Origin of the sequence: Burkholderia sp. Ac-20353 (assembly GCF_017104785.1) — a bacterium.
GTDB lineage: Bacteria > Pseudomonadota > Gammaproteobacteria > Burkholderiales > Burkholderiaceae > Burkholderia.
In genome coordinates, this window is sequence record NZ_JAAGPL010000062.1 from 23851 (window position 1) to 45140 (window position 21290).

Sequence of the window (21290 nt, forward strand, 5' to 3'; positions counted from 1 at the left end):
CGATGCGAACGTCACAACAGACCTATATCGATGGACAGTGGCTCGATCCTGACGGCGCGCAGGCAATCGACGTGATCGATCCGTCTACCGAGCGACCGTATGCACAGCTCAGGATCGGCGGACAGGCCGAAGTCGATTACGCGGTCGGCGCGGCGAAGCGCGCGTTCGACCATTTCTCGCGCTGGCCGGTCGACGCGCGCGTCGCACTGCTGCTGCGCGTGCTCGAGATCTACAAGCGTCGCTACGACGAAGTAGCGCAGACGATCAGTCAGGAGATGGGCGCGCCGATCGCGTTTTCGCGAGCGATGCAGGCCGCGGTCGGCACCGCGCACCTCGAGCAGACGATACGTGCGCTGCAGTCGTTCCCGTTCAGCAGGCAGACCGACTCGCTGCTGGTGTCGCATGAGCCGATCGGGGTATGCGCGTTGATCACGCCGTGGAACTGGCCGATCAACCAGATCGTGTGCAAGGTTGCGCCCGCGCTCGCCGCCGGTTGCACGATGGTGCTCAAGCCGAGTGAAGTTGCGCCGTTCAGCGGCATCCTCTTTGCGGAGATCCTGCACGAGGCGGGCGTGCCGCCCGGCGTGTTCAACCTCGTGCACGGGTACGGACACGTCGTCGGCGACGCGCTGTCGCGGCATCCGGACGTCGACATGGTGTCGTTTACGGGCTCGACGCGCGCGGGTGTCGAGGTTGCGAAGGCGGCCGCGGATACCGTGAAGCGCGTGCATCAGGAACTCGGCAGCAAGAGCCCGAACATCATCCTGCCCGACGCCGATATCGAGGACGCGGTCACGCGCGGCGCACGAAGCTGCTTCAGCAACAGCGGCCAGTCATGCAATGCGCCGACCCGGATGCTGGTGCACGCGGATCATCTGGCTGTTGCGGAACAGGCTGCGCGGCGGGAGGCGGAGCGCACGGTGGTCGGCAATCCGCGCGCGACGGAAACCGAGGTCGGGCCAGTTGTCAGCCGCACGCAGTTCGACCGCATCCAGCACTTCATCCGGCTCGGGATCGACGAGGGCGCGACGCTGATCGCCGGTGGTCCAGGGCGGCCGGACGGCTTGAGCGAAGGGTTCTACGTGCGGCCGACGGTGTTTTCGAACGTACTGCCGAACATGTCGATCGCGCGCGAAGAGATCTTCGGGCCGGTTCTGTCGATCATGACCTACCGGACCGACGAGGAGGCGATTGCGCTTGCGAATGACTCGGTTTACGGACTCGCGGCCTACGTGCAATCGACGGACATCGAACGCGCACGCCGGATCGCGGCGCGGCTGCGCGTCGGGAACGTCCACATCAACTATCCGCCATGGAATCCGGCGGCGCCGTTCGGCGGCTACAAGCGCTCAGGAAACGGGCGCGAGTATGCGGAGTTCGGGCTTGCGGAATATCTCGAGACGAAGGGCACGACGGGGTATGTGTGATCGGGTATTCGCCGCAATGCTCGCGGGGGGCGGCGGCCCGATGGACGCTGAAGCAAGAACAGAGCCTCTTGCGTCATGGACCTACAGCGCTCCGTGGCTAGCCATGGAGTTCTGTGGATTTTGAGTAGTGGAGCGGGCGATGGGAATCGAACCCACGTCATCAGCTTGGGAAGCTGAGGTAATGGCCATTATACGACGCCCGCAGAGCCTGCAATTCTACAGGGGCTTGTGTGAAATTGGCAAGCGAGTCGGCGGGGTGAGTGCGTCGAGCCGACAAGACGGGAATTCGGGGAAGGGTTTGATGCCCGCATGGGACCTGTCGGACGAAGGGCTTTCGAGCACGAAGCTACCGTGCTGCCTCAAGGAAATAAGGCAGGAAAGAAGGCGCACTGGTCAGATTTTGCCGTTCCGTTGGCTGCACTGTCGGGAATGAGCCCCTGTTCGGCCGCCAACGTCAACTGATATTCCCCGGAGGAATACGGGGTACAATCGCGCGAGAGAGCACCCATGACAAATTGATGAAGCGAAATCGACAAAAAAGTAATAGAGGGATGGGGGAATGAACGCGCAGGACATTTTGAGGGCCATTCGGGGCGGGGTGCTTCAACAGGACCGTTTGTTGAGGCTGGATACTCCACTGGGCGACAACGTTTTGTTGCCGCAACGAGCGATCGGATGGTCGCGAATCGGTCGGCATTTCGAGTTCACGCTCGACGCGTTGTCGGCCGACGCGAATATCGAGCTGAAAAAACTGATCGCCCAGCCGGTCACGCTGTGGATTCAGCAAACGGATAAGTCCTATCTTCCGTACCACGGTTACGTCTATACCGCCCGTCGACTCGGATCGGATGGCGGCCTGACGAGCTACCAGCTCGGTTTCGCGTCGTGGATGCATTTCCTGAAATTCCGGAGCGACCGCCGCATCTGGCAAGAAAGGACGCCAGATGAAATCATTGCCGACGTATTCAATGAGCATCCGCAGGCCCGTGGCCGCTTCCGCTTCGCAATTTCAAAGGCGTTGCCGCAGAGATCGTATTGCACGCAATACGAAGACGACTGGAATTTCGTCCATCGGTTGATGGAATCCGAAGGGTTGTTCGGGTTCTGGGCGCAGGAGCAGGACGGCAAGTCTCATACCCTGACTATTACCGATAGTCTGGATACGCTCGAGCCATTGGGGCCGCGTGCCATTCCGTTCTACCGCGCGAATACGCGGAGCGAAACCGACTCGCTGGTGCAGTGGTCCAGCGTCCGGCGCTTGCACAGTGCTGCGCTGACGACGAGAAGCTACGACTACAAGAGCCCGCCTGCGCTGGCGAACCCGAAGGGCACGAACGTTACGGCATTGCCGGAACATGGCGATCTGCCCGAACAACTGGAAATATACGACTTCACCGGCCCATACAGCTTCCTGTCGCAAGAGCGCGGAAGCCACTTGTCCAAGATAAGAGTCGAGGAATGGGAGTCGCGCGCCAAGCGCTTCCATGGCATCGGCGGGGTGCGCAGAATGGACGCCGGACGATGGTTCGAACTGTCGGGCCATCCCGAGCATGACCGCGATGCCGAGGAAACGCGCAATTTCGCGGTGATCGAAACGACGTGGCTCATCGAGAACAATCTTCCGATGTCGAGCCATCACGGCCATTTCCCGAATAGCCTGCAATCCCGCGTGACCGAAGCACGTGCAAGTCACGGCGCGGGCAACGCAGCAGATGTGCGGCATTCGGATGGCTCAGTCGGCTTCTTTCTCGTCGAGGTGGAAGCGCAGCGCAGGACGGTCCCGTACCGAAGCCCGTTCGAGCATCCGAAGCCCGACATGCGCTTGCAGACGGCAACCGTGGTCGGTCCGAAAGGGCAGGAGATCCATACCGACAAACTCGGCCGCGTGAAAGTGCAGTTCCATTGGGATCGTATCGGGAAACGCGACGAAACCAGCTCATGCTGGGTTCGTGTCGCGCAACCGTGGGCCAGCGGCGGTTTCGGCGGCATTCATCTGCCGAGAATCGGCGATGAAGTGGTCGTACCGTTTCTCGACGGCGATCCGGATAGACCGCTTGTCACGGCGCGCGTCGGAAATGGTGCGAACCGGCCGCAATGGAATCTGCCAGGCCAGCAGGCGCTGTCGGGTTTCGTCAGCAAGGAAATTGGCGGGCGGCAGAACAATGTCTGGCTGAAGGACGATACCCCGGGACAAGTGCAGACCCAGTTGCGCAGCGACCATCTGGAGAGTGGCCTGCACATCGGGTACCTGACGCGCGTCAGCGAGCCGGCCGGACGCGGCGAAAAGCGGGGCGAGGGTGTCGAGCTGCGAACCGATGGCCATGCAGCCATTCGAGGGGCGCGTGGCCTGCTGTTGACGACGCATCCGCGTTCCGGCGCCGCCGGCGATGCGTTCAGCGTGGACGAGGTGAATCATCAATTGGCGGGCGCCCAGGATATCGCTGCCGGCCTCGCGCAATCGGCTCAATCCGCGGGCGCGCAGGACGGCGAGCAGAAGCATGTCGCCGCGGCGCTGAAGGCGCAAGCGCGGGCAATCCAGGGGGGCGGCACCCTCAAGCAGCTCGCACAACCGCATCTCGTACTGGCCAGCCCGGCTGGCGTAGCAGTCAGCACGCCTGAGCAAATACATCTCAGCAGCGGGCAATCGACGGCGATTACGACCGGGGAGCACGTGTCGATCAGCACGGGCGGTGGCTTGTTCGCCAGCATGCGCCGCGCGCTGCGGCTGTTCGTTCATGAAGCGGGCATACGACTGGTTGCTGCGAGCGGCGATATCGATCTGAAGGCGTTGAAGAACAACATCAACCTGCTCGCGAAGCTGAATGTGTCCGTTACGGCGACCAAGATCACCATCAGCGCCGAGCAGGAGGTGGAAATCAACGCGGGCGGCAGCTATACGCGCTGGACGAGCGGGCAGATCAAGAGCGGCACGTCGGGCGGCTACGAAGTGCATTCGGCGAGCCGTTCGTTTGTCGGGCCGGATAGCGTTGGCCGGCCGAATATCGCGGCGCTGCCACCCGAAAAGGAGCAACTGCACTTCGCGTTGGGTGCGTTGCCGGGAGAGGCGCATCAGTACGTCAGCGAACCCTACGAGTTGTTCAAGGGCGGCACGAAGATCGGCGAGGGCGTCACGGACGAATTCGGGCGCATCATCATCGACGATCACCAGCCGGGCACCCCCGCGTATCAGGTCAGGCTGGCCAACGGCGGGCAATTCGATTTGAAGGTGCGGGATGTGCTGAATGAAGACGTCAAGCACGCGGATCGTCGGACCAACCGTGGTGAACGGCTCTTGTGAGCCGGATTTGCCGTCGCCGTTAATTCAAGGAAAACAACGTGGCAAATTACCCGCTTGAATCTCACAATCCGATGGATGTCGCCATCGACGAGGCTGGACAGAAGGCAAATGGCACCGTTCAGTGGTTGCTGGAAAAGGGCGTGGACGACGATGTCGTGCCGACCCAGGGGAACGCGCTCCGCTTCATGATTTGCGGGCAAGAAGGATTCGCAGCGATTGCAGAGGACCTCCTCGCGGCAAAGTCGACGGTCGACATCGTCTGCTGGGGATTCGATCCCGGAATGGAGCTCGTTCGGAGCCTCGGATCGGCGTGCTGGGTCGGGACGCCGCAGACGGCGCAGCCGTCTCAGTCTGGCCAGTCTGGCGTTTGGCCGCGTGGCATCGTATATGGCCAACTGCTGGAAGACCTGACGACCCGGAAAGAAAATCCGGTCACGGTGCGATTGCTGGTCTGGTTCGATCCCGACGGATCGCTGAAGCAGAACAACATGCCGGGGCTGACGGACGTTCCGGTCTCCGGAACGTGGCACCCGATTCAGCGCTACAAATTGCAGCAGAAGCCGCCTTATCAGAACGAGGCGAGAACGAAGTACTGCACCGAATGGTGGCAACGGAACCTGCCCGGCGGAAAGAGCGGGACCGGCAAGAACCCGCGCTTGCAAGTGGTGTTGCGTAGTATCTCGAAAGGCGATGTCAAGGCGTTGATGGATGCGGACATCAAGGAGGAGGACGCGCCGAGCACGCATTCGGAGGGTATGGAGAAGGTAGCCGGGCTCAACGAAAAGTCGCTGCTGGAGGGCTACCCGACTCATCACCAGAAACCGATTCTGATCGATTATGCGTATGAGGATGGCAGCAAGGCGGTCGGCTATGTGATGGGGTTGAACTCGGTCACGGACTATTGGGATACGACCGAACACAAGATCGACGATCCGTTGCGAGAGGAGTGGATCAGCGACAACGTTCAGGCCGAGCTCGCGCACGAGCAAGAGACACAGAATCCCGATGGCCCTCTCAGTACGGCGGTCTATCAGCGCACGAAGCCCTATCAGGATTACGCGTGCCGCGTGGTTGGGCCGGCGTTGAAGCGCCTGCATCAGAACTTCGTGCGCGGCTGGAATCTGTTCGCGCCGCCTGCGTGGCAGGCGACGGAGATCAGCGGGCAAATGTCGAAAATCCCGACAGTGAAAGCCAATCCCGCACGAAAGGCGCAGATTGTGCGGACGCAGGCTCATGAGCGGGAAAAGACGATCAAGAAACTGTACTTTCAGGCAACCAGCTTTGCGCGCAACTATATCTACATCGAGAATCAGTACTTCTTCTATCCGGAGTTTGCGCGGCACTTGAAGCTCGAGCGCAAGAAGTTTCACGACGAGTGGGCGAAGCTGTCGAACAAGCCTCAGCAGGAGGCGCCGATGTTGCACCTGTTCGTCGTGACGCCTCATCCGGAAGACGAGGGCATGATTCCGCGAACCCACGATACGCTCGCCGAGCTGGGACATGGTGACAAGATGCCGGGTCAGGGCGTACTGGTGAAGGACGGTCGCGTCGATCGCGTCTACAAGGATGCCCAGGGCAACAATACGTTCCATCCGGCGACCCTTGAGGAACTGGAGAGTACGTACGGCCTGAAAGTGAGCATCGCGCGGTTGCGCACCAGCGGGATGACCGCGAATCAACAGATGGCGTATCGGGAGATCTATATTCACTCGAAGCTGATGCTGATCGACGACGTGTTCGTGACCTTGGGGAGCGCCAACATCAACCAGCGGAGCATGGCCGTCGACAGCGAGATCAACATCGCGGCGACGGGAGAGGAAGCGGCCAAGCTTCGGCGAGACGTGTTCGCGCTCATGTCCGGTGGAGATATCGTGGGGAGTGGCGCACGAGATGCAATGCCGGAGGTGTTCAGGAAATGGACTGGAAGAATGAAAGACAACCGGGATATTCAAAAGTTGGGCACCGATACGCTGAACGGCTTCCTTTTGCCGTTTATCGACATGCGCGAGAAGACGGTGCTGCACGCAATGATAGACATTCCTTCGACTAATAGTGTCAGCCAGACCGTGTAACGGAGCGCTCATGCGGATAGCATTCATCTTTCGAATCGCCATAAGTGCTCTGAGCTTGATTGCTGTAAATGTTCATGCAGAAGGCACGTCCTCGCTGCTTTCCAAGGCCAATATTGCTATGTCCGACTTGCCTCGCTTCGAAAAATTGCCGCTCTTTGATCCTCACCGGAAGAACTTCACGTGCGTGTATCAAAGTCAGCGTGTGCCGCCCGTTGATCCGCAAGCCGAGATGTGGTTTCAGCAAGCACTCGTGCTTGACAATCCCGACGTGTACTACGGGCAGCGTGACTTCGCGAAGATCTATCAGCTCTACCTCCAGGCAGCGGATCGGGGCCATTGGAAGGCCATGCTCAATCTGGCGTCGCTGATTCTGACCGACAATGCGGGCGTGCCGGAACACGACCCCGAGAAAGCGATTCAGTGGGTTGAAAAGGCGATGCGGTTGGGCGTGCCCGATGCGTACGATGTGATGGGAACCTATCACCAGAACGGACTCGTCAAGGGTGGAGACGCAACGAGCGCGTATGCGTTCTTCCAGCGCGCGGCCGACATGGGTAGTCCTTCGGCGATGGCTTTTCTCGGCGAAAAAATGGATGCTGCGCACGACGACCCGAGCAGCGGATTCTGGGCCAATCTGCCGGTTGCCACGCAGATGCTCGAATGTGCGTTCGCGCAAGGCTTCGGCGATGCCGCCGAGGAGCTGGGCTTCATCTACGCTCGTCCGAAGACTGTAGAAGCGAAGCAGCGCGCACTGAATATTCTGCATGAAGGCGTGAAGCTCGGAAGTGCGAAATGTGCGAACAAGTTGTCGATCGAATTCGACGGCTTCAACCTGACCAATGGGCGAAACCTTCCGGGGCTGATCGACAAGGCCCGTGCCGAACGCTACGGCAAGATCGGCGACGCGCTGGAGCACTACCGGGGGCGCCTGAAGCTCCCGAATCTGGACAAGGTCTTGCCATTGCCGCCTGCGCCGCTGCCAAAATGGAATGGCAAGGTTCAAAGCCTGATCGATGCTGCGAAAGCCGTGACGCCGCCGGTCAAATCGCAGGCGAGTGCGACGACCGAGTCGGGACGCAACTACATTCCGCCGGGTTTTGCTGTATCTCCGCTCGACCAGAGTACGCTGGCGGTGCCGGGGGACCAGCACGTACCCAGGACTGGGTACTGGTTGGCGCTATATGGTGCCGACGGCGAGAGAAGCGCACGCCTGATCGCCCGTTCCGGGAAACCCGAGCGGTACGCGGCGGGAGAGCGCTTCGACCCAGCGCCATACGAGTGGCTGTCGCAAGATCGGGTCCAGTGGCACTACCTCGGGGACGCGTATCGTCTTCCTCCGCAGCGGTCGGATTTCATTGCGAACCTGGTCGATGCCGGCATGATGCGCGAAGTGCCGGCAACGCCAGTCGCGTTGACGTGCGAGGGCGACGAACGCTGCCCGGAAACCGGGATATGGGAAGGACGCGTGGCTGAAGACAATGATCTGGCGGCGTTGTACAACCGTTGGAATCAGCAAACCTTCCTGGAGAAGGGGCAGTCGTTCCCCAGCCCGGGGGCGCACTTCATCGGGATGGGTGAGGACGCGCTTCGTTGGACTTATCTGGGGAGCCCGAATGCCGAAATCGGTCCGGGCGTACACGAGATTCGACTGTAGACGCATGCGAACCGAGCATCGAATGGAGGGCGGCTAGATGGTCCGTCAGGTCATTGTGGTTGGGGATACGCTGGCACCGCATGGCGGTAACGTCACGACCGGATCGAACAACGATGTGGTCGACGGAATGCCGATCGCCCGGAAGGGGGATACGGTCGAATGCAATCAACACGGCACCCAGCACATTGTGGAAGGCGACGAATCGAGCACGCTCGGCGGCCGCCCGGTCGCCCTTCAAGGTCATCGGGCCGCGTGCGGGTGCACGTTGGTCAGTCGGCGTGCGACTTTGTCGATTGTGTGAGCGGAATGCGGGAACGATGTTGAATCGCCTGATACCCAGCGGCTGAACGTCGTTCCTCCACGCGTGCCGGAAGCACACCGCGTTCGTGTCAATACCCGAACAGCCGCAACGCGACGAACAGCGCCGCACCCGCCGCGATCAACCCAAGCGCATGAATGCGCGTACGCATCACGCACACGGCGGAAACCAGCGCCAGCACGCGCGCCGTCCATCCGCCGTCGAGGCTCTGCAGCAGCACCCACACCGACGCGAGGATCATGCCGGCCGCGACCGGCCGCAGCCCGGCTTCGAGCGCGATCTGCCAGCGCGCGCCGCGATGCCGCCGCCACAGGTGCGCGATGCCATAGATCAGGAACGCGGTCGGGCCGAACAGCGCGAGCGTTGCAATCACCGCGCCCCAGAAGCCCGCTACCTGCCAGCCGATCAGTGTCGCGAGCAGCGAGCCGGGGCCGGGCGCCATCCGCGCGATCGCGAAATCGTTCACGAACTGGGTGGCCGTCATCCAGTGATGGACGTCGACGACCTGGCGCTGTATGTCCGCGATGATCGCCTGTCCGCCGCCGATCGTCGCGATCGACAGCGGCGCGAACACCGCGAACAACGACACGTAGCGGGAAGCGACCGGCATCAGCGTTCGCTCCCGGCCGACGCGGCAGCCACGCGCCGGTATTCGAGCGCGACGCTCGCGCCGCCGGCGATCAGCACCGTCCAGACGAGCGGCCAATGCAGCACGGCGACCGACACGAACGTGAGCGTCATCACGACGAATGGCGGCACGCGGCGCGGCAGCCGGCGCACGGCAGTGACGGCCATCGAGATCGACAGCCCGATCGCGGCCGCCGCCGCGCCGGCGAGTGCGACGTGGGTCAGCGGGAACCGCGTGAGCGTCGAGAACGCGACGCCGAACAGCACGATCACCATCGCCGGCGGCACGATGATGCCGGTGAAGCCGGCGACCGCGCCGCGCCATCCGCCCAGCCGGTAGCCGATCCAGATCGCGAGATTCTTCACGTTGACGCCGGGCAGCGCCTGCGACAGCGCGAGGCCGTTCAGAAACTCCTCTTCGTCGAGCCAGTGCCGCTCGTGGACGAAATCGCGCATCATCCGTCCGCTCAGACCGCCGCCGAAGCTGGTCAGGCCGATCTGCGCGAAGGTCAGGAACAGCGCGAGCGTGCCGGGGGGCGCGTCAGTGCGGGCAGGGGAGTCGGGCGCGGGAGGCATGGTATCGCTGGTCGGCGGCGGAGACGGTGAGCGTGTCATCTTACCGAGTTCCGCCGGGGCGGCATTCGACCGGCAACCTGCGGCCGGCGTATCCGCTCACACGGCGCCGCTGCCGGCGGCCCATTCCGGCCGCCGCCCGAGCGTGTCGAACAGTCCGACGATCTCCGCCTTTACCTTCTGCACCGCATTGCTGACGAGCGCGGAGTCGTGCCAGCACAGCGACACGTCGCGTATGAACAGCCGGTGCGCGATCTTCGCGAGCTGGAGCTTGCGCTCGTCGATTTCGATATGCGCGGCAGTCCACGGCAGGATCGTCACGCCGAGCTGCGCCATCACGGCCGCGAACAGCAGCCCGGTCGAACTTGCCTCGAAGCCGATCTGGTACGACAGCCCGGCCTCGCGCATCGCCCACTCGACGCGATTGCGGATCGTGTTTGGCGCGCTCGGCAGCACGAGCGGCATGCGCGCGATCGCAGCGAGCGGCACGGGTTCGTCCGGCACCGGAAACCCGGGCCATGTGATCAGGTAAAGCGTCTCGGTCAGCAAGCGCTGGATCGCGATGCCGCGCGCGTCGACCGCATCGACGACGATCGCCAGGTCGAGCCGCGCGCTCGCGAGCAGCGTGTCGAGGTCCGCGCTCGGCGCTTCGATCAGCTCGAGCATGATGCCCGGATAGCGTTCACGTACCGCGCGCGCGAGCGGAATCGCAAGCACGCGCGCGGTGCTCGACGGCATGCCGACCGTCACGCGTCCCTGCGGCGTGTCCGCATCGCGGCGCAGCAGTTCGCGCGTGCCGTCGGCCTGGCGCAGCAGCTCGAGCGCGTGCCGGTACAGCGTCCGGCCGGCCGCGGTCGGCGCGACGCCGCGCACGCTGCGTTCGAGCAACTGCATGCCGAGATCCTGTTCGAGATTGCGCATCTGCTGGCTGATCGCCGGCTGCGCGACATGCAGCGCCTCGCTCGCATGCGTGACGTTGCCGCATTCGACCACCTTGACGAAGTAGCGCAGCTGCCTGAGATCCATGTCGATCCTCCCCGTACGTCAAGCCATAAGGCAATCCGATCGATCAAGACAAATATCATATTTTTCGGCGATCGATCGCGTTTCTATACTGCCTTCACAAAAATGCCAGCGCGCCGGCCATCCCGGACCGGCCGTGGCGACAGACGCCGGCACGACCGGCAAGGAGACGAAGCATGTCCAACGCGATCGATGCGCCCGCGGCCGGCGCGAAGCCGCGGCGCACGCCGCTCACGCGCGAGCAGGTCAAGGGCTTCTGGGCGGTCTATGCGGGCTGGGTGCTCGACGGCGTGGATTCGGTGATCTACGCGCTCGTGCTGATTCCCGCGCTGACCGAACTGCTGCCGGCATCAGGCATCGCGGCGACGCCCGCGAACCTCGGCCTGTACGGGTCGATCCTGTTCGCGCTGTTCCTCGTCGGCTGGGGGCTGTCGTTCATCTGGGGGCCGCTCGCCGATCGCTTCGGCCGCGTGCGCACGCTCGCCGCGAGCATCCTGATCTATTCGGTGTTCACCGGCGCGGCGGCATTCGTCCACGACGTGTGGATGCTGGCCGCGTGCAGGCTGATCGCCGGGATCGGTGTCGGTGGCGAATGGGCGCTCGCAGGCACCTACGTCGCGGAGAGCTGGCCGGAAGACCGCCGCAAGATGGGCGCCGGCTACCTGCAGACCGGCTATTACTTCGGATTCTTCATCGCCGCGTGCCTGAACTACACGATCGGCGCGACCTATGGCTGGCGCGCGATGTTCCTGTGCGGCCTCGCACCCGCGCTGCTGGCGGTGTTCACCGTGATGCGCGTCAAGGAGCCCGGCCAATGGCGGCGGCGCGACATCGCGCACACCGACGCGCGGCCCGTCCATCCGCTGCGCGAAATCTTCGCACCCGCGTACCGGCGCCGCACGCTGACGAGCGCGAGTCTCGTCGGCGTCGCGATCATCGGCCTGTGGGCCGGTTCGGTGTACGAGGCGAGTGCGGTCAGCACGCTCGCGGCGCGTGCGGGCATCGACCACGTCGGCGCGCTGCGGCTCGCGTCGATCGGCGCGGCGATCCTGTCGTGCGCGACGATCGTCGGCTGCGTTGCGGCGCCTTGGCTCGCGGAACGGATCGGCCGGCGCGCCGCGCTCGGCGCGTACTTTGCCGGCATGGCTTGGGCGATCGTGTTCGCGTTCGGCTGGGCGTTCTATCAGCCGAACGGGCTCGGCGCGTTCATGGTCACGCTCGTGCTGCTTGGCTTCTTCGGCGGCAATTTCGCGATCTTCTCGCTTTGGCTGCCGGAGCTCTATCCGACGCGGGTGCGTGCCACCGCGTTCGCATTCAATGCATCGGTCGGCCGCTTCATCGGCGCAGGCGTGAACTTCGTGCTCGGCGCGGCGATTCACGGCTACGGGTCGCTCGGCGTGCCGGTCGCGTGGACCGCGGCCGCGTTCGTGCTCGGCATCCTGATCCTGCCGTTCGCGGTCGAAACCCGTCACCAGGCGCTGCCGGAATGAGCGGCGCGTTCAATGTTCTATCTCAGGAGTCCGGAATGCAGGCTTTACAAGGAATCAAGGTCGTCGATCTGAGCCGCGCGCTGTCGGGACCGTTCTGCTCGATGGTGCTCGCCGATCTCGGTGCCGACGTGATCAAGGTCGAATCCGGTCCGCACGGCGACATGAGCCGCACGTGGGGGCCGTTCGATCGCGGCGTCAGCACGTACTACCTGTCCTGCAACCGCAACAAGCGCGGCATCTGCGTCGATTTCCGGCAACCGGCGGGCCTCGACGTCGTGCGGCAACTGATCGCGCAGGCGGACGTCGTGATCGAGAACTTCAAGGGCGGCACGATGGAAGCGATGGGGCTCGGCTACGACGTGCTGAGCGCGCGCGATCCGCGGCTCGTGATGGGCAGCATCACCGCGTTCGGCCCGCGCGGCCCGCTGCGCGACTGGCCCGGTTTCGACCAGATCGCGCAAGGGTATGCGGGCCTGATGAGCCTGACGGGTTTCCCGGACGGCGAGCCGACCCGCACCGGCACGGCGATCGGCGATCTCAGTTCCGGCATGTGGGTCGCGACCGCGATCGTCGCCGCGTTGTTCGAGCGCGCGCGCACTGGCCGCGGCCAGCACGTCGGCACGTCGCTGCTCGAAAGTCTCGTCGCGCTGCTGAGCGTGCACGGGCAGCGCTACCTGAGTCTCGGCGACGTGCCGCGCCGCACGGGCAACGCGCATGCGGTGATCGCGCCGTACGGCGTGTTCGAGACGGCCGACGGGCCGCTCAACCTCGCGCCGATCACGACCGACATGTGGTTGCGCCTGTGCGACCTGCTCGACCTGCCCGAGCTGCCCGGCGACGCGCGCTTCGCGACCAACGACGCGCGCGTCGCGAACCGCGACGCGCTGAAGGTCCTGCTCGAAGCGCGCCTGCGCACGCGCGGCAAGCGCGAGTGGACGCAGCGCTTCGTCGAGGCCGGGCTGCCGGCCGGGCCGATCCACACGCTCGACGAAGTATTCGACGATCCGCAGGTCGCGCAGTGCGGGCTCGTCGAGACGGTCGCGCATCCGACGCTCGGGGCGTTGCGCCAGGTTGTCACGCCGCTCGGTGACATGGACAGCGACCAGCCGTCGCCGCGCACGCGCCGCGCACCGCCACTGCTTGGCGAGCATACGGTCGAGGTGCTGCGCGAAGCGGGCATCGAAGCCGGGACGATCGAGTCGCTGCTCGCGTCGCGCGCGATCTTTCAGGCGGAGGCGGTCGAGCCGGCCGACGCGCTGGCGGGAGCCATGCAATGAGCGCGCCGACGACACATGCCGCGCCGCCGCGCGTGACGGTCGAACTGCTCGACGAACGCATCGCGCGCGTCGCGTTCGCGAATCCCGAGCGCCGGCATGCGCTCGATGCGACGCTGCTCGACGCGCTGGTCGCGCACCTCGATGCGCTCGCGGTCCGCCGGCCGCCGCCCGTCGTCATCCTGTCGAACGCCGCCGGCGGCGACGTGTGGAGCGCGGGACACGATCTGCGCGAGCTGGCCGACGACCGCGATCCGCTTGCATACGACAAGCCGCTCGAACGTGCGCTGCGGCGCGTGCGGACCTATCCGGGCGTCGTGATCGCGGCGTTGTCGGGTTCCGCGTGGGGCGGGGCGGTCGATCTCGTGATGAGCTGCGACCTCGTCGTCGCGGCGCGCGGCGCGAGCCTGGCGATGACGCCCGCGAACATCGGCCTGCCGTACTCGACGAGCGGCCTGCTGCGCTTTAGCGACAATCTGCCGATCCACGTGTTGAAGGAGATGTTCTTCTGCGCGCAGCCGCTCGATGCGGAGCGCGCCGCGCACTTCGGGGTCGTGAACCGGCTCGCCGCCGACGGGGAATTCGAGGCGGCCGCGCTCGAGCTCGCACGGACGATCGCTGCAAAGGCGCCGCTCGCGGTGCAGGCGGTCAAGGAGCAGTTGCGGGTGCTGCAGGACGCGCGGCCGCTGCCGGTCGATGCATTCGAGCGGATCGCCGAGTTGCGCCGCCACGCGTGCGCGGCGGCGGATTTCGATGAAGGCTTGCGCGCGTTTGCGGAACGGCGGCGGCCGCAATTTCGCGGCAGCTGACCAGATGCCGCGACGGTTGCCGCATGGCGGATGTAGCGGTGGTTGCCGCATGGCGGATGCCGTAGCGGCTGTCGCGTGACAACGCGGCTGCGCGGCGCGCGCCGCTACGCCCGCACGACCGTCACGCCCGCGGCTTCGATCGGTTTCGTCAGTTCCGGGTCGGCCGTCTGCTCGACGACGATCGTCTGCGCGAGCGTAATGTCGCCGATCACGAACGGCGACGCCGCATGGAGTTTCGACGACGACGCCAGCACGACCGTCTCGGCCGCGCGGGCGGCGAGCGCGCGCTTGATGCCCGCTTCCTCGTAGTCGCCGGTGCTGAGGCCGGCGCTCGGATGGACGCCGGTCACGCCCATGAAGTAGAGATCCGCGTGGACGTGCGCGATCGCCTCCATCGCGGCCGCGCCGACGGTCACGATCGAATGCTTGAAGAGCCGTCCGCCGATCAGGATCACGTCCACCGACGGATGCTCGACGAGCGCGACCGCGACGCTCGGACTGTGCGTGACGACGGTCGCCACGAGATCGGCAGGCAACTGGCTGACGAGCAGCGCCGACGTCGTGCCGCCGTCGATGATCACGACCTGTCCCGGCGCGATCATCTCGGCGGCCCGGCGCGCGATGCGGCGTTTCGCGGCCGACTCGAGGTCCTGCCGCTGCGCGAACGGCGCAGTGGCCGGGGAGGCCGGCAGCGCGCCGCCATGCACGCGCTGCAGCAGGCCTTCCGCGGCGAGTTCGCGCAGGTCGCGGCGGATCGTGTCTTCCGATACGCCGAACGCTTCGCTCAATGCTCCGGCCAACACCTGGCCGTCGCGGGCGAGCAAATCGAGGATGGCTTTCTTGCGTTGCGTCGTCAGCATCGTTTGCACGAAATTTCTTGAAACTGCACGAATATGCACGTTAGCATGAGCGTCGTCATTTGTCGAATGGAGGCTGCCATGACTGCAATGCAGGACCGCGTGCGCATCATCGAGACTACCGTACTGTCCGACGACTGGTACGTGCTGAAGAAGGTGACGTTCGATTTCCGCCGTCGCGACGGCACCTGGCAGCGGCTCAGCCGGGAAACCTACGATCGCGGCAACGGCGCGACGATCCTGCTGTGCAACCCCGACACCGGCAATGTGGTGCTGACGCGCCAGTTCCGGATGCCGGTGTACGTCGGCGGCCATCACGGGATGCTGCTCGAGGCGGCGGCGGGCCTGCTCGACGACGCGACGCCGGATGCGCGAATCCGCGCGGAAGCCGAGGAGGAGACGGGCTATCGCGTGCGCAACGTCCGCAAGGTGTTCGACGCGTACATGAGCCCCGGGTCCGTGACGGAGAAACTGCACTTTTTCGTCGGCGAATACGACGCGTCGCTGCGCACGAGCGACGGCGGCGGGCTCGCGGACGAGGGCGAGGATCTCGAAGTCGTCGAAATGCCGCTGCACGCGGCACTGGACGCGATCGAGCGCGGCGAGATCGTCGATGCGAAGACGATCATGCTGCTGCAGTACGTCGCGCTGCACGGCCTCGCAGGCGGGAGGCGCGCATGACGCCACAACTGATCCTGATCGCCGGCCCGTATCGCAGCGGTACCGACGGCGATCCCGCGCGCATCGCCGCGAACCTCGCGCGGCTCGAACAGGCGGCGCTTGCCGTCTATCGCCGCGGGCATGTGCCGATGATCGCCGAGTGGCTGTCGCTGCCGCTCGCGGCGACGGCCGGATCGCGGCAGGTCGGCGATGCGGTCAGCGAGGCATTCCTGTATCCGGCCGCGCACCGGCTGCTGCATAGGTGCGACGCGGTGTTGCGGATCCACGGCGCATCGCGTGGCGCCGATGCCGACGTGGCGCTGGCGCGGCGCCTCGGCAAGCCCGTCTATCGTGCGCTCGACGAGATAGCGGCTGCGGTGCCGGGTGAACCGGGTGAACCGGGTGAACCGGGTGAACCGGGCGGCGCTGGCGGGTAACCGCTGACGCGGGCGGGCAGCCATATCCCGGCAACCGCGCGGCGCGTGCGACGCGATCGCGGACGAGTCCGCTGGCCCGCCACGCCCGCCATGCGCGTTCACGCGCTCGCTTGTATTCGCGCGGCGCGTGCACTACGCTCAAGCGTTCCAGGGTACCGCTGACCTCGTTCTTCCCGCCGCGCTGACCGTGATCGCGTACCTCGCGGCCGTCTGGCTGATGGCGCTCGCGACGACGCGCATCGAAATGGGTCTCGCCTATGCGGTCTGGGCCGGCGGCAGCACCGCGGCGACCACCGTCGTTGGCATCTTGTGTTTCGGGGAATCGGCTGCGCCGCTCAAGCTTGTCGGTCTTGCGCTGGCAGTGGGCAGTCTGGCGGCGCTGAATGCGGCCGGCGACGGGCGCTGACGGTTCCGCGCGCGGCCCCGCATATTGCCCGCGTCCGGCCACATTCGACAGCAATCGGCAGCATTCGGTCAGGCGTCGTCCCTGCCCGGACGAACCCGTTGCAAGCCGTCCGTTCCGGCGTATGATCGCGGCGGCGAACGCCACGACGTTCGCCGCTGACGACCAAACCATGATGCCGCCCACCGATTCCACTGCCTTCACCGAACCACCGCTTCCCGCGTCCGTTGTTACTGCCGCCGTCGATGCGCTGTCGCGCGCCGACGCGTTGCTCGTCACGGCCGGCGCCGGCATCGGCGTCGATTCCGGCCTGCCGGACTTCCGCGGCACGGACGGCTTCTGGCGCGCGTACCCCGCGTTGCGCCACGAGCGTTTCGAATTCCACGAGATCGCGTCGCCGCAAGCGTTTCGCGCGCGTGCGCAGCTCGCGTGGGGCTTCTACGGCCATCGCCTCGCGCTGTACCGGTCGACGGTGCCACACGACGGTTTCGCGATCCTGCGCCGCTGGATCGACGCGATGCCGAACGGCGGCTTCGTGCTGACGAGCAACGTCGACGGGCAGTTCCAGAAGGCCGGCTTCGATCCGGCGCGCATCGTCGAGATTCACGGCTCGATCCATGCGATGCAGTGCCTGCGGCCGTGCAGCGGACACACTTGGTCGGCGGAGGCGTTCGCGCCGGTCGTCGACGACGCGACCTGCCGCCTTGTCGGCGATTTGCCGGCGTGTCCGCACTGCGGCGGGGTCGCCCGGCCCAATATCCTGATGTTCGGCGACACGGGATGGATCGGCGAGCGTTACGACGCGCAGCAGCGCGCGCTCGACGACTGGCTTGCGGGGGCAGGGCGGGTCGTCGTCGTCGAAGTTGGCGCGGGCACCGCGATTCCGACCGTGCGCCTGATGAGCGAACGGATCGGCGCCGACGTAATCCGCATCAACGCACGCGAAGCGCATGCGCGCCGCGCGGACGTGATCGGGCTGAAGGGCGGGGCGCTCGCGACGCTGACCGCGCTCGACGCCGCGTGGCGGCGCGGCTGAACGACGCCGCTGGACGACGCCACTTAACGGCGCCACTGAGCGACACAGCTGAACGACACAGCTGAACGACACAGCTGAACGCCGACGCCGCGCCACGCGTGGCCGGCGGTCGCGGCTACGGCTGGCCGACGAGCGCCTGCACGAGCGCTGGCGCGTGCGGCGAACCGAGGCCGGTCACGTAGTCGTAGCCGCCGGCCGCGTTGCAGACGGTGCCGCAGTTGCCGTTGCTGCCGGTCGTCACGTCGTGATAGTCGCTGCCGTACGCGTTTTTCCCGGCCGCATACAGCGCGTTGTACGTCCCGCTCAGCCGGCTCTTGCCGGCCGCCGCGCGCATCGAATTCGCGATCGCAACGAGTGCCGACCATTGCGGCGCGCCGGCGCTCGTGCCGCCGACCTGGAACCAGCCCGCTTGCCGCTGATAGCTGACCGAGTCGTACACCGCGAACCCGGTGGACGGATTCGCGTCGTAGCCGACGTCGGGCACACCCCGCTTGCCGGCGACCGGAATCGGCCACGCCGCCTGGCCGGCGGGTTCGGTCTCGTGCGTGCTCACGCCGCCGCCGCTGCCGCTCCACGCCGTTTCGCCGACGTAGTTGCCGTACGCGTCGGCGGACAGCGTCGTCCCGCCGACCGCGATCACGTTGGACGAGGCCGCCGGATACTCGGTGCCGGTGCCGCTATCGCCGGACGACGCGACGAACGTGACGCCCGGCGCGCTGAAATGGCTGTCGAAGCTGTTCTCGCCGCTGAACTCGTTGCCGCCGAAACTCATCGACACGACCGACGCGCCGCGCTTCACGGCAACGTCGACCGCGGTCATCAGGTCGGTGAAGCTGGCCGACGCGGCCTCGACGAGCACGATCCGCGCCTTCGGCGCGATCGCGTGCACCCATTCGACGTCGAGCGCCATTTCGAGCGCCCAGCCCGCGTCGCTTCTCGGCCGGCTGCCGCTCGCATACACCTTCGTGAAGCAGCCGTTCAGCGTCGTGCATGACGGCAGCGAGAACGTGCTGCTGAACACGCCGAGGTCGGACTCGATCTTCGGATCGTCATACGCGTCGACGATCGCGACGACCATCCCGTCGCCCTGGTTCGACAGCGCGTCGAAACCGTAAGCGTGGCGGGTGAGCGCCGGCGTGAGCCCCGAGACGGTGGCCGCGCTCGCGCGCGGCTTCGTGTGGAATGGCGGCCGCGCAAAACCCTTCGGCGCGCGATTGCCTTCGAGGTACGACTGTCCGTTGTCCTGCGCGAATGCGACGGTCGATGCAAGCAGCGACACGCACAGCGCCGGCATCAACATGGACGACAGGCGGTTTTTGTTCATTTTGAGTCTCCATGTCGATGGAGTGGATGGGTCGAATCAAGTCTACGAAATAATCCGATTGGATTGGATGTCTTATCGGCAGAATTCGGGAAACTCTGAACAGGGAAAATACCGGAGGGCCATGTAAAACGGGTGTTTTCGGGAAATCGATAAAAGTCATGAAATCGATTTCCGGATTTTTTCGAGGTCGGAAGATAATCGTTTTATCAGAATGACTTTGTAATGAGCAGCGTAATGCGTCGGAAATTCGGGTTGCGCGGCGCTAATCGATCGCCGCCGCATCGCGCGCTGGAGGCGGCATCCGGCATACGTCAATCCGCTTGGCATGCATTGCCGGCGCCGCGCAAATCCGCATACAGTGCAGCGTGCGCCGGGCCGCCACGCATCGCGGGCGGCGTTCGTCGGCGGTAGCCTGCAATCCGCGCGCAGCGGCCGGTGCCGCGCCGCATCGTCAGTGAGGCATCCACTTGTTCTATTCGATCGTCGCGATCTTCGTCGGCGCCGGGCTCGGCGCGCTGCTGCGCTGGTTCCTGAGCCTCGCGCTCAATGAATACCTTCCCGACGTGCCGCTCGGCACGCTCGCCGCGAACCTGATCGGCGCCTACGTGATCGGCATCGCGGCGGTCGTGTTTACCGCGAAGGCGGGCCTGCCGCCCGAGTGGCGCCTGTTCGTGATCACCGGTTTTCTCGGCGGGCTGACGACGTTTTCGACCTACTCCGTCGAAGTGATGACGCACGCGTTGCAGGGCGAGTTCGGATGGGCGTTGGCGGTGGCTGCCCTACACTTGATGGGATCGTTCACGTTGACCGCGCTCGGCATGTGGACGGCGCGTGCGTGGCTCGCCGCGGCCTGAGCGCGACCGGCACCGGAGGCTCGCGATGGACAGGATCTTCTTGCGTTTCTACGTGCACGAGCAGCATCGGCTGCACTGGAAGCCGCTGTGGGAGTGGCTGCTCGAGGAGGCGAGCCGGATGGGTGTCGCGGGCGGATCCGCGTTTCGCGCGATGGCGGGCTTCGGCCAGCACCGTGTGCTGCACGAGGACCGCTTCTTCGAATTGCAGGGATCGCTGACGATCGAGGTCGAGTTCGTCGTCACCGACGAGGAGGCGCAGCGCCTGCTCGAGCGCATCGGGCAGGAAAAGGTGCGCGTGTGCTACGCGATGATTCCGGCGCGCTTCGGCGTGATCGACACGCTCGGCGCGCCGGCCGCGCAGGGGCAGGCGGGCTAGCAGGCCTCGCGGGCTGGCCGGCACCGCGCTTGCAGGTTCTCCGTCGTCAGATCCCGAACAGCGTCAGCGACACGGCGGCGCGCGTGACGATCATCAGCAGCACCTGCACGATCACGAACAGCAGGATCGGCGACAGGTCGAGGCCGCCAAGGTTCGGGATCACGCGGCGCAGCGGGTTCAGGAACGGCGCGGTGAGCTGGTACAGGATCGGCATCGCCGGCGAGCGCGGGTTCAGCCACGACAGCAGCGCCATCAGGATCGTCATCCAGATCACGAGGTTCAGCGCCCACTTGACGACGGTCAGCAGCGCGACGACGACGATCGTCGCGGCCAGCGCCGTCGGATCGACGCCCGCCATCACGATCATCAGGACGACGTACACGAGCGAGGTCAGCAGCGCGGCGACGATGCACGCCCAGTCGATCCCGCGCACGCCCGCGATCACGCGGCGCAGCGGCAGCACGAGCCAGTTGGTCGCCTGCAGCACGGCCTGCGTGACGGGGTTGTACGGCGGCACGCGCACGGCCTGCATCCAGACGCGCAGGAGCAACGCGGCGCCGAACAGCGTGAAGACGGTATTGAGCAGAAAACGGGCGATCTCGCCGAACATCGTTGGCATCCTTTTTTATACAGTCGAGTAGCGTGCGGCCGCCAACGCCGGATGGCGGCGCATCGGCCGACACCTTATCACGCCTCGTCGTGCGAGGGGGAGGCGCCCGCTGTCGCACGCGCGAGCGCCGCCTCGACCGCGTCGGCGAGCGCCGGCAGCGACGCGGG

At 65.4% G+C, this 21290-nt stretch carries 20 protein-coding genes and 1 tRNA gene; 14 read left to right on the plus strand and 7 right to left on the minus strand.

All coding sequences use genetic code 11. The annotated features are described in order from the left end of the window. Nucleotides 1-2: 2 nt before the first annotated feature. Nucleotides 3-1427 (plus strand): aldehyde dehydrogenase family protein, encoded by a 1425-nt coding sequence (locus tag G3N94_RS19145; protein ID WP_205794150.1) that lies wholly within the window; start codon nt 3-5, stop codon nt 1425-1427. A 128-nt stretch (nt 1428-1555) separates the two neighbouring features. Here G3N94_RS19145 and G3N94_RS19150 read toward each other — a convergent pair. Beyond that, nucleotides 1556-1630: transfer RNA gene (locus tag G3N94_RS19150), tRNA-Gly, on the minus strand. A 356-nt stretch (nt 1631-1986) separates the two neighbouring features. Here G3N94_RS19150 and tssI point away from each other — a divergent pair. Genes tssI through G3N94_RS19170 form a run of 4 tightly spaced genes read left to right on the plus strand, consistent with a single transcriptional unit; the run spans nt 1987 to nt 8752 of the window. Further along, nucleotides 1987-4725, plus strand: a complete 2739-nt coding sequence (tssI, locus tag G3N94_RS19155; protein ID WP_205794151.1) for a type VI secretion system Vgr family protein — start codon at nt 1987-1989, stop codon at nt 4723-4725. A 38-nt stretch (nt 4726-4763) separates the two neighbouring features. Continuing rightward, the gene (locus G3N94_RS19160; RefSeq protein WP_205794152.1) at nt 4764-6797 is read left to right on the plus strand and encodes a phospholipase D-like domain-containing protein; all 2034 of its coding nucleotides are present in this window, start codon (nt 4764-4766) and stop codon (nt 6795-6797) included. A gap of 10 nt (nt 6798-6807) precedes the next feature. After that, entirely contained in the window at nt 6808-8451 is a 1644-nt protein-coding gene (locus G3N94_RS19165) for a DUF6396 domain-containing protein (protein WP_241021943.1), read from the plus strand. A 37-nt stretch (nt 8452-8488) separates the two neighbouring features. Beyond that, a complete protein-coding gene (locus tag G3N94_RS19170; RefSeq protein WP_205794153.1) occupies nt 8489-8752 on the plus strand; it encodes a PAAR domain-containing protein in 264 nt (87 codons plus the stop codon). Between the two features lie 88 nt (nt 8753-8840). On the opposite strand, the gene G3N94_RS19175 is transcribed toward G3N94_RS19170, so the two are convergent. From G3N94_RS19175 to G3N94_RS19185, 3 genes are all read right to left on the minus strand, one after another. Then, nucleotides 8841-9380: a chromate transporter gene (locus G3N94_RS19175; protein WP_205794154.1), complete on the minus strand. Its 540-nt coding sequence runs from the start codon at nt 9378-9380 to the stop codon at nt 8841-8843. Beyond that, nucleotides 9380-9973 (minus strand): chromate transporter, encoded by a 594-nt coding sequence (locus G3N94_RS19180; protein ID WP_205794155.1) that lies wholly within the window; start codon nt 9971-9973, stop codon nt 9380-9382. The genes G3N94_RS19175 and G3N94_RS19180 overlap by 1 nt, the downstream gene beginning before the upstream one ends. 96 nt (nt 9974-10069) lie before the next feature. Next, complete coding sequence (locus tag G3N94_RS19185) at nt 10070-10996, minus strand: LysR substrate-binding domain-containing protein (protein WP_205794156.1); 927 nt, start codon at nt 10994-10996, stop codon at nt 10070-10072. Between the two features lie 173 nt (nt 10997-11169). Between G3N94_RS19185 and G3N94_RS19190 the strand changes: the two genes are divergently transcribed. The 3 genes from G3N94_RS19190 to scpB are packed head-to-tail and all read left to right on the plus strand — an operon-like array spanning nt 11170 to nt 14566. Further along, on the plus strand, nt 11170-12483 hold the full coding sequence (locus tag G3N94_RS19190) for an MFS transporter (protein WP_205794157.1): 1314 nt from the start codon (nt 11170-11172) through the stop codon (nt 12481-12483). A 35-nt stretch (nt 12484-12518) separates the two neighbouring features. After that, nucleotides 12519-13760, plus strand: a complete 1242-nt coding sequence (locus G3N94_RS19195) for a CaiB/BaiF CoA-transferase family protein (protein WP_205794158.1) — start codon at nt 12519-12521, stop codon at nt 13758-13760. Next, entirely contained in the window at nt 13757-14566 is an 810-nt protein-coding gene (gene scpB, locus G3N94_RS19200) for a methylmalonyl-CoA decarboxylase (RefSeq protein WP_205794159.1), read from the plus strand. Before G3N94_RS19195 ends, scpB begins: the two co-directional genes overlap by 4 nt. Nucleotides 14567-14670: 104 nt before the next feature. Here scpB and G3N94_RS19205 read toward each other — a convergent pair whose 3' ends face one another. Next, a complete protein-coding gene (locus G3N94_RS19205; protein WP_205794169.1) occupies nt 14671-15426 on the minus strand; it encodes a DeoR/GlpR family DNA-binding transcription regulator in 756 nt (251 codons plus the stop codon). Nucleotides 15427-15504: 78 nt separating this feature from the next. Here G3N94_RS19205 and G3N94_RS19210 point away from each other — a divergent pair, with 78 nt between their 5' ends. The 4 genes from G3N94_RS19210 (at nt 15505) to G3N94_RS19225 (ending at nt 17959) form a co-directional block, all read left to right on the plus strand. Next, the gene (locus G3N94_RS19210; RefSeq protein ID WP_205794160.1) at nt 15505-16104 is read left to right on the plus strand and encodes an NUDIX domain-containing protein; all 600 of its coding nucleotides are present in this window, start codon (nt 15505-15507) and stop codon (nt 16102-16104) included. Beyond that, on the plus strand, nt 16101-16520 hold the full coding sequence (locus G3N94_RS19215) for a DUF4406 domain-containing protein (RefSeq protein ID WP_205794161.1): 420 nt from the start codon (nt 16101-16103) through the stop codon (nt 16518-16520). The genes G3N94_RS19210 and G3N94_RS19215 overlap by 4 nt, the downstream gene beginning before the upstream one ends. 127 nt (nt 16521-16647) lie before the next feature. Next, entirely contained in the window at nt 16648-16926 is a 279-nt protein-coding gene (locus G3N94_RS19220) for an SMR family transporter (RefSeq protein WP_205794162.1), read from the plus strand. A 172-nt stretch (nt 16927-17098) separates the two neighbouring features. Continuing rightward, nucleotides 17099-17959, plus strand: coding sequence for a Sir2 family NAD-dependent protein deacetylase (locus G3N94_RS19225; protein WP_205794170.1), 861 nt, complete (start codon nt 17099-17101; stop codon nt 17957-17959). Nucleotides 17960-18074: 115 nt separating this feature from the next. Here the strand turns inward: G3N94_RS19225 and G3N94_RS19230 are convergent, their stop codons facing one another. Beyond that, nucleotides 18075-19283, minus strand: coding sequence for a S53 family peptidase (locus tag G3N94_RS19230; RefSeq protein ID WP_205794163.1), 1209 nt, complete (start codon nt 19281-19283; stop codon nt 18075-18077). Nucleotides 19284-19750: 467 nt separating this feature from the next. Between G3N94_RS19230 and crcB the strand changes: the two genes are divergently transcribed. Together crcB and G3N94_RS19240 are read left to right on the plus strand one after the other, a co-directional pair. Next, nucleotides 19751-20137 (plus strand): fluoride efflux transporter CrcB, encoded by a 387-nt coding sequence (gene crcB / locus G3N94_RS19235; protein WP_205794164.1) that lies wholly within the window; start codon nt 19751-19753, stop codon nt 20135-20137. Between the two features lie 25 nt (nt 20138-20162). Next, nucleotides 20163-20513, plus strand: coding sequence for a DUF190 domain-containing protein (locus tag G3N94_RS19240; protein WP_205794165.1), 351 nt, complete (start codon nt 20163-20165; stop codon nt 20511-20513). 46 nt (nt 20514-20559) lie between these two features. Here G3N94_RS19240 and G3N94_RS19245 read toward each other — a convergent pair whose 3' ends face one another. Further along, nucleotides 20560-21123: a YggT family protein gene (locus G3N94_RS19245; protein WP_205794166.1), complete on the minus strand. Its 564-nt coding sequence runs from the start codon at nt 21121-21123 to the stop codon at nt 20560-20562. Nucleotides 21124-21290 lie beyond the last annotated feature (167 nt).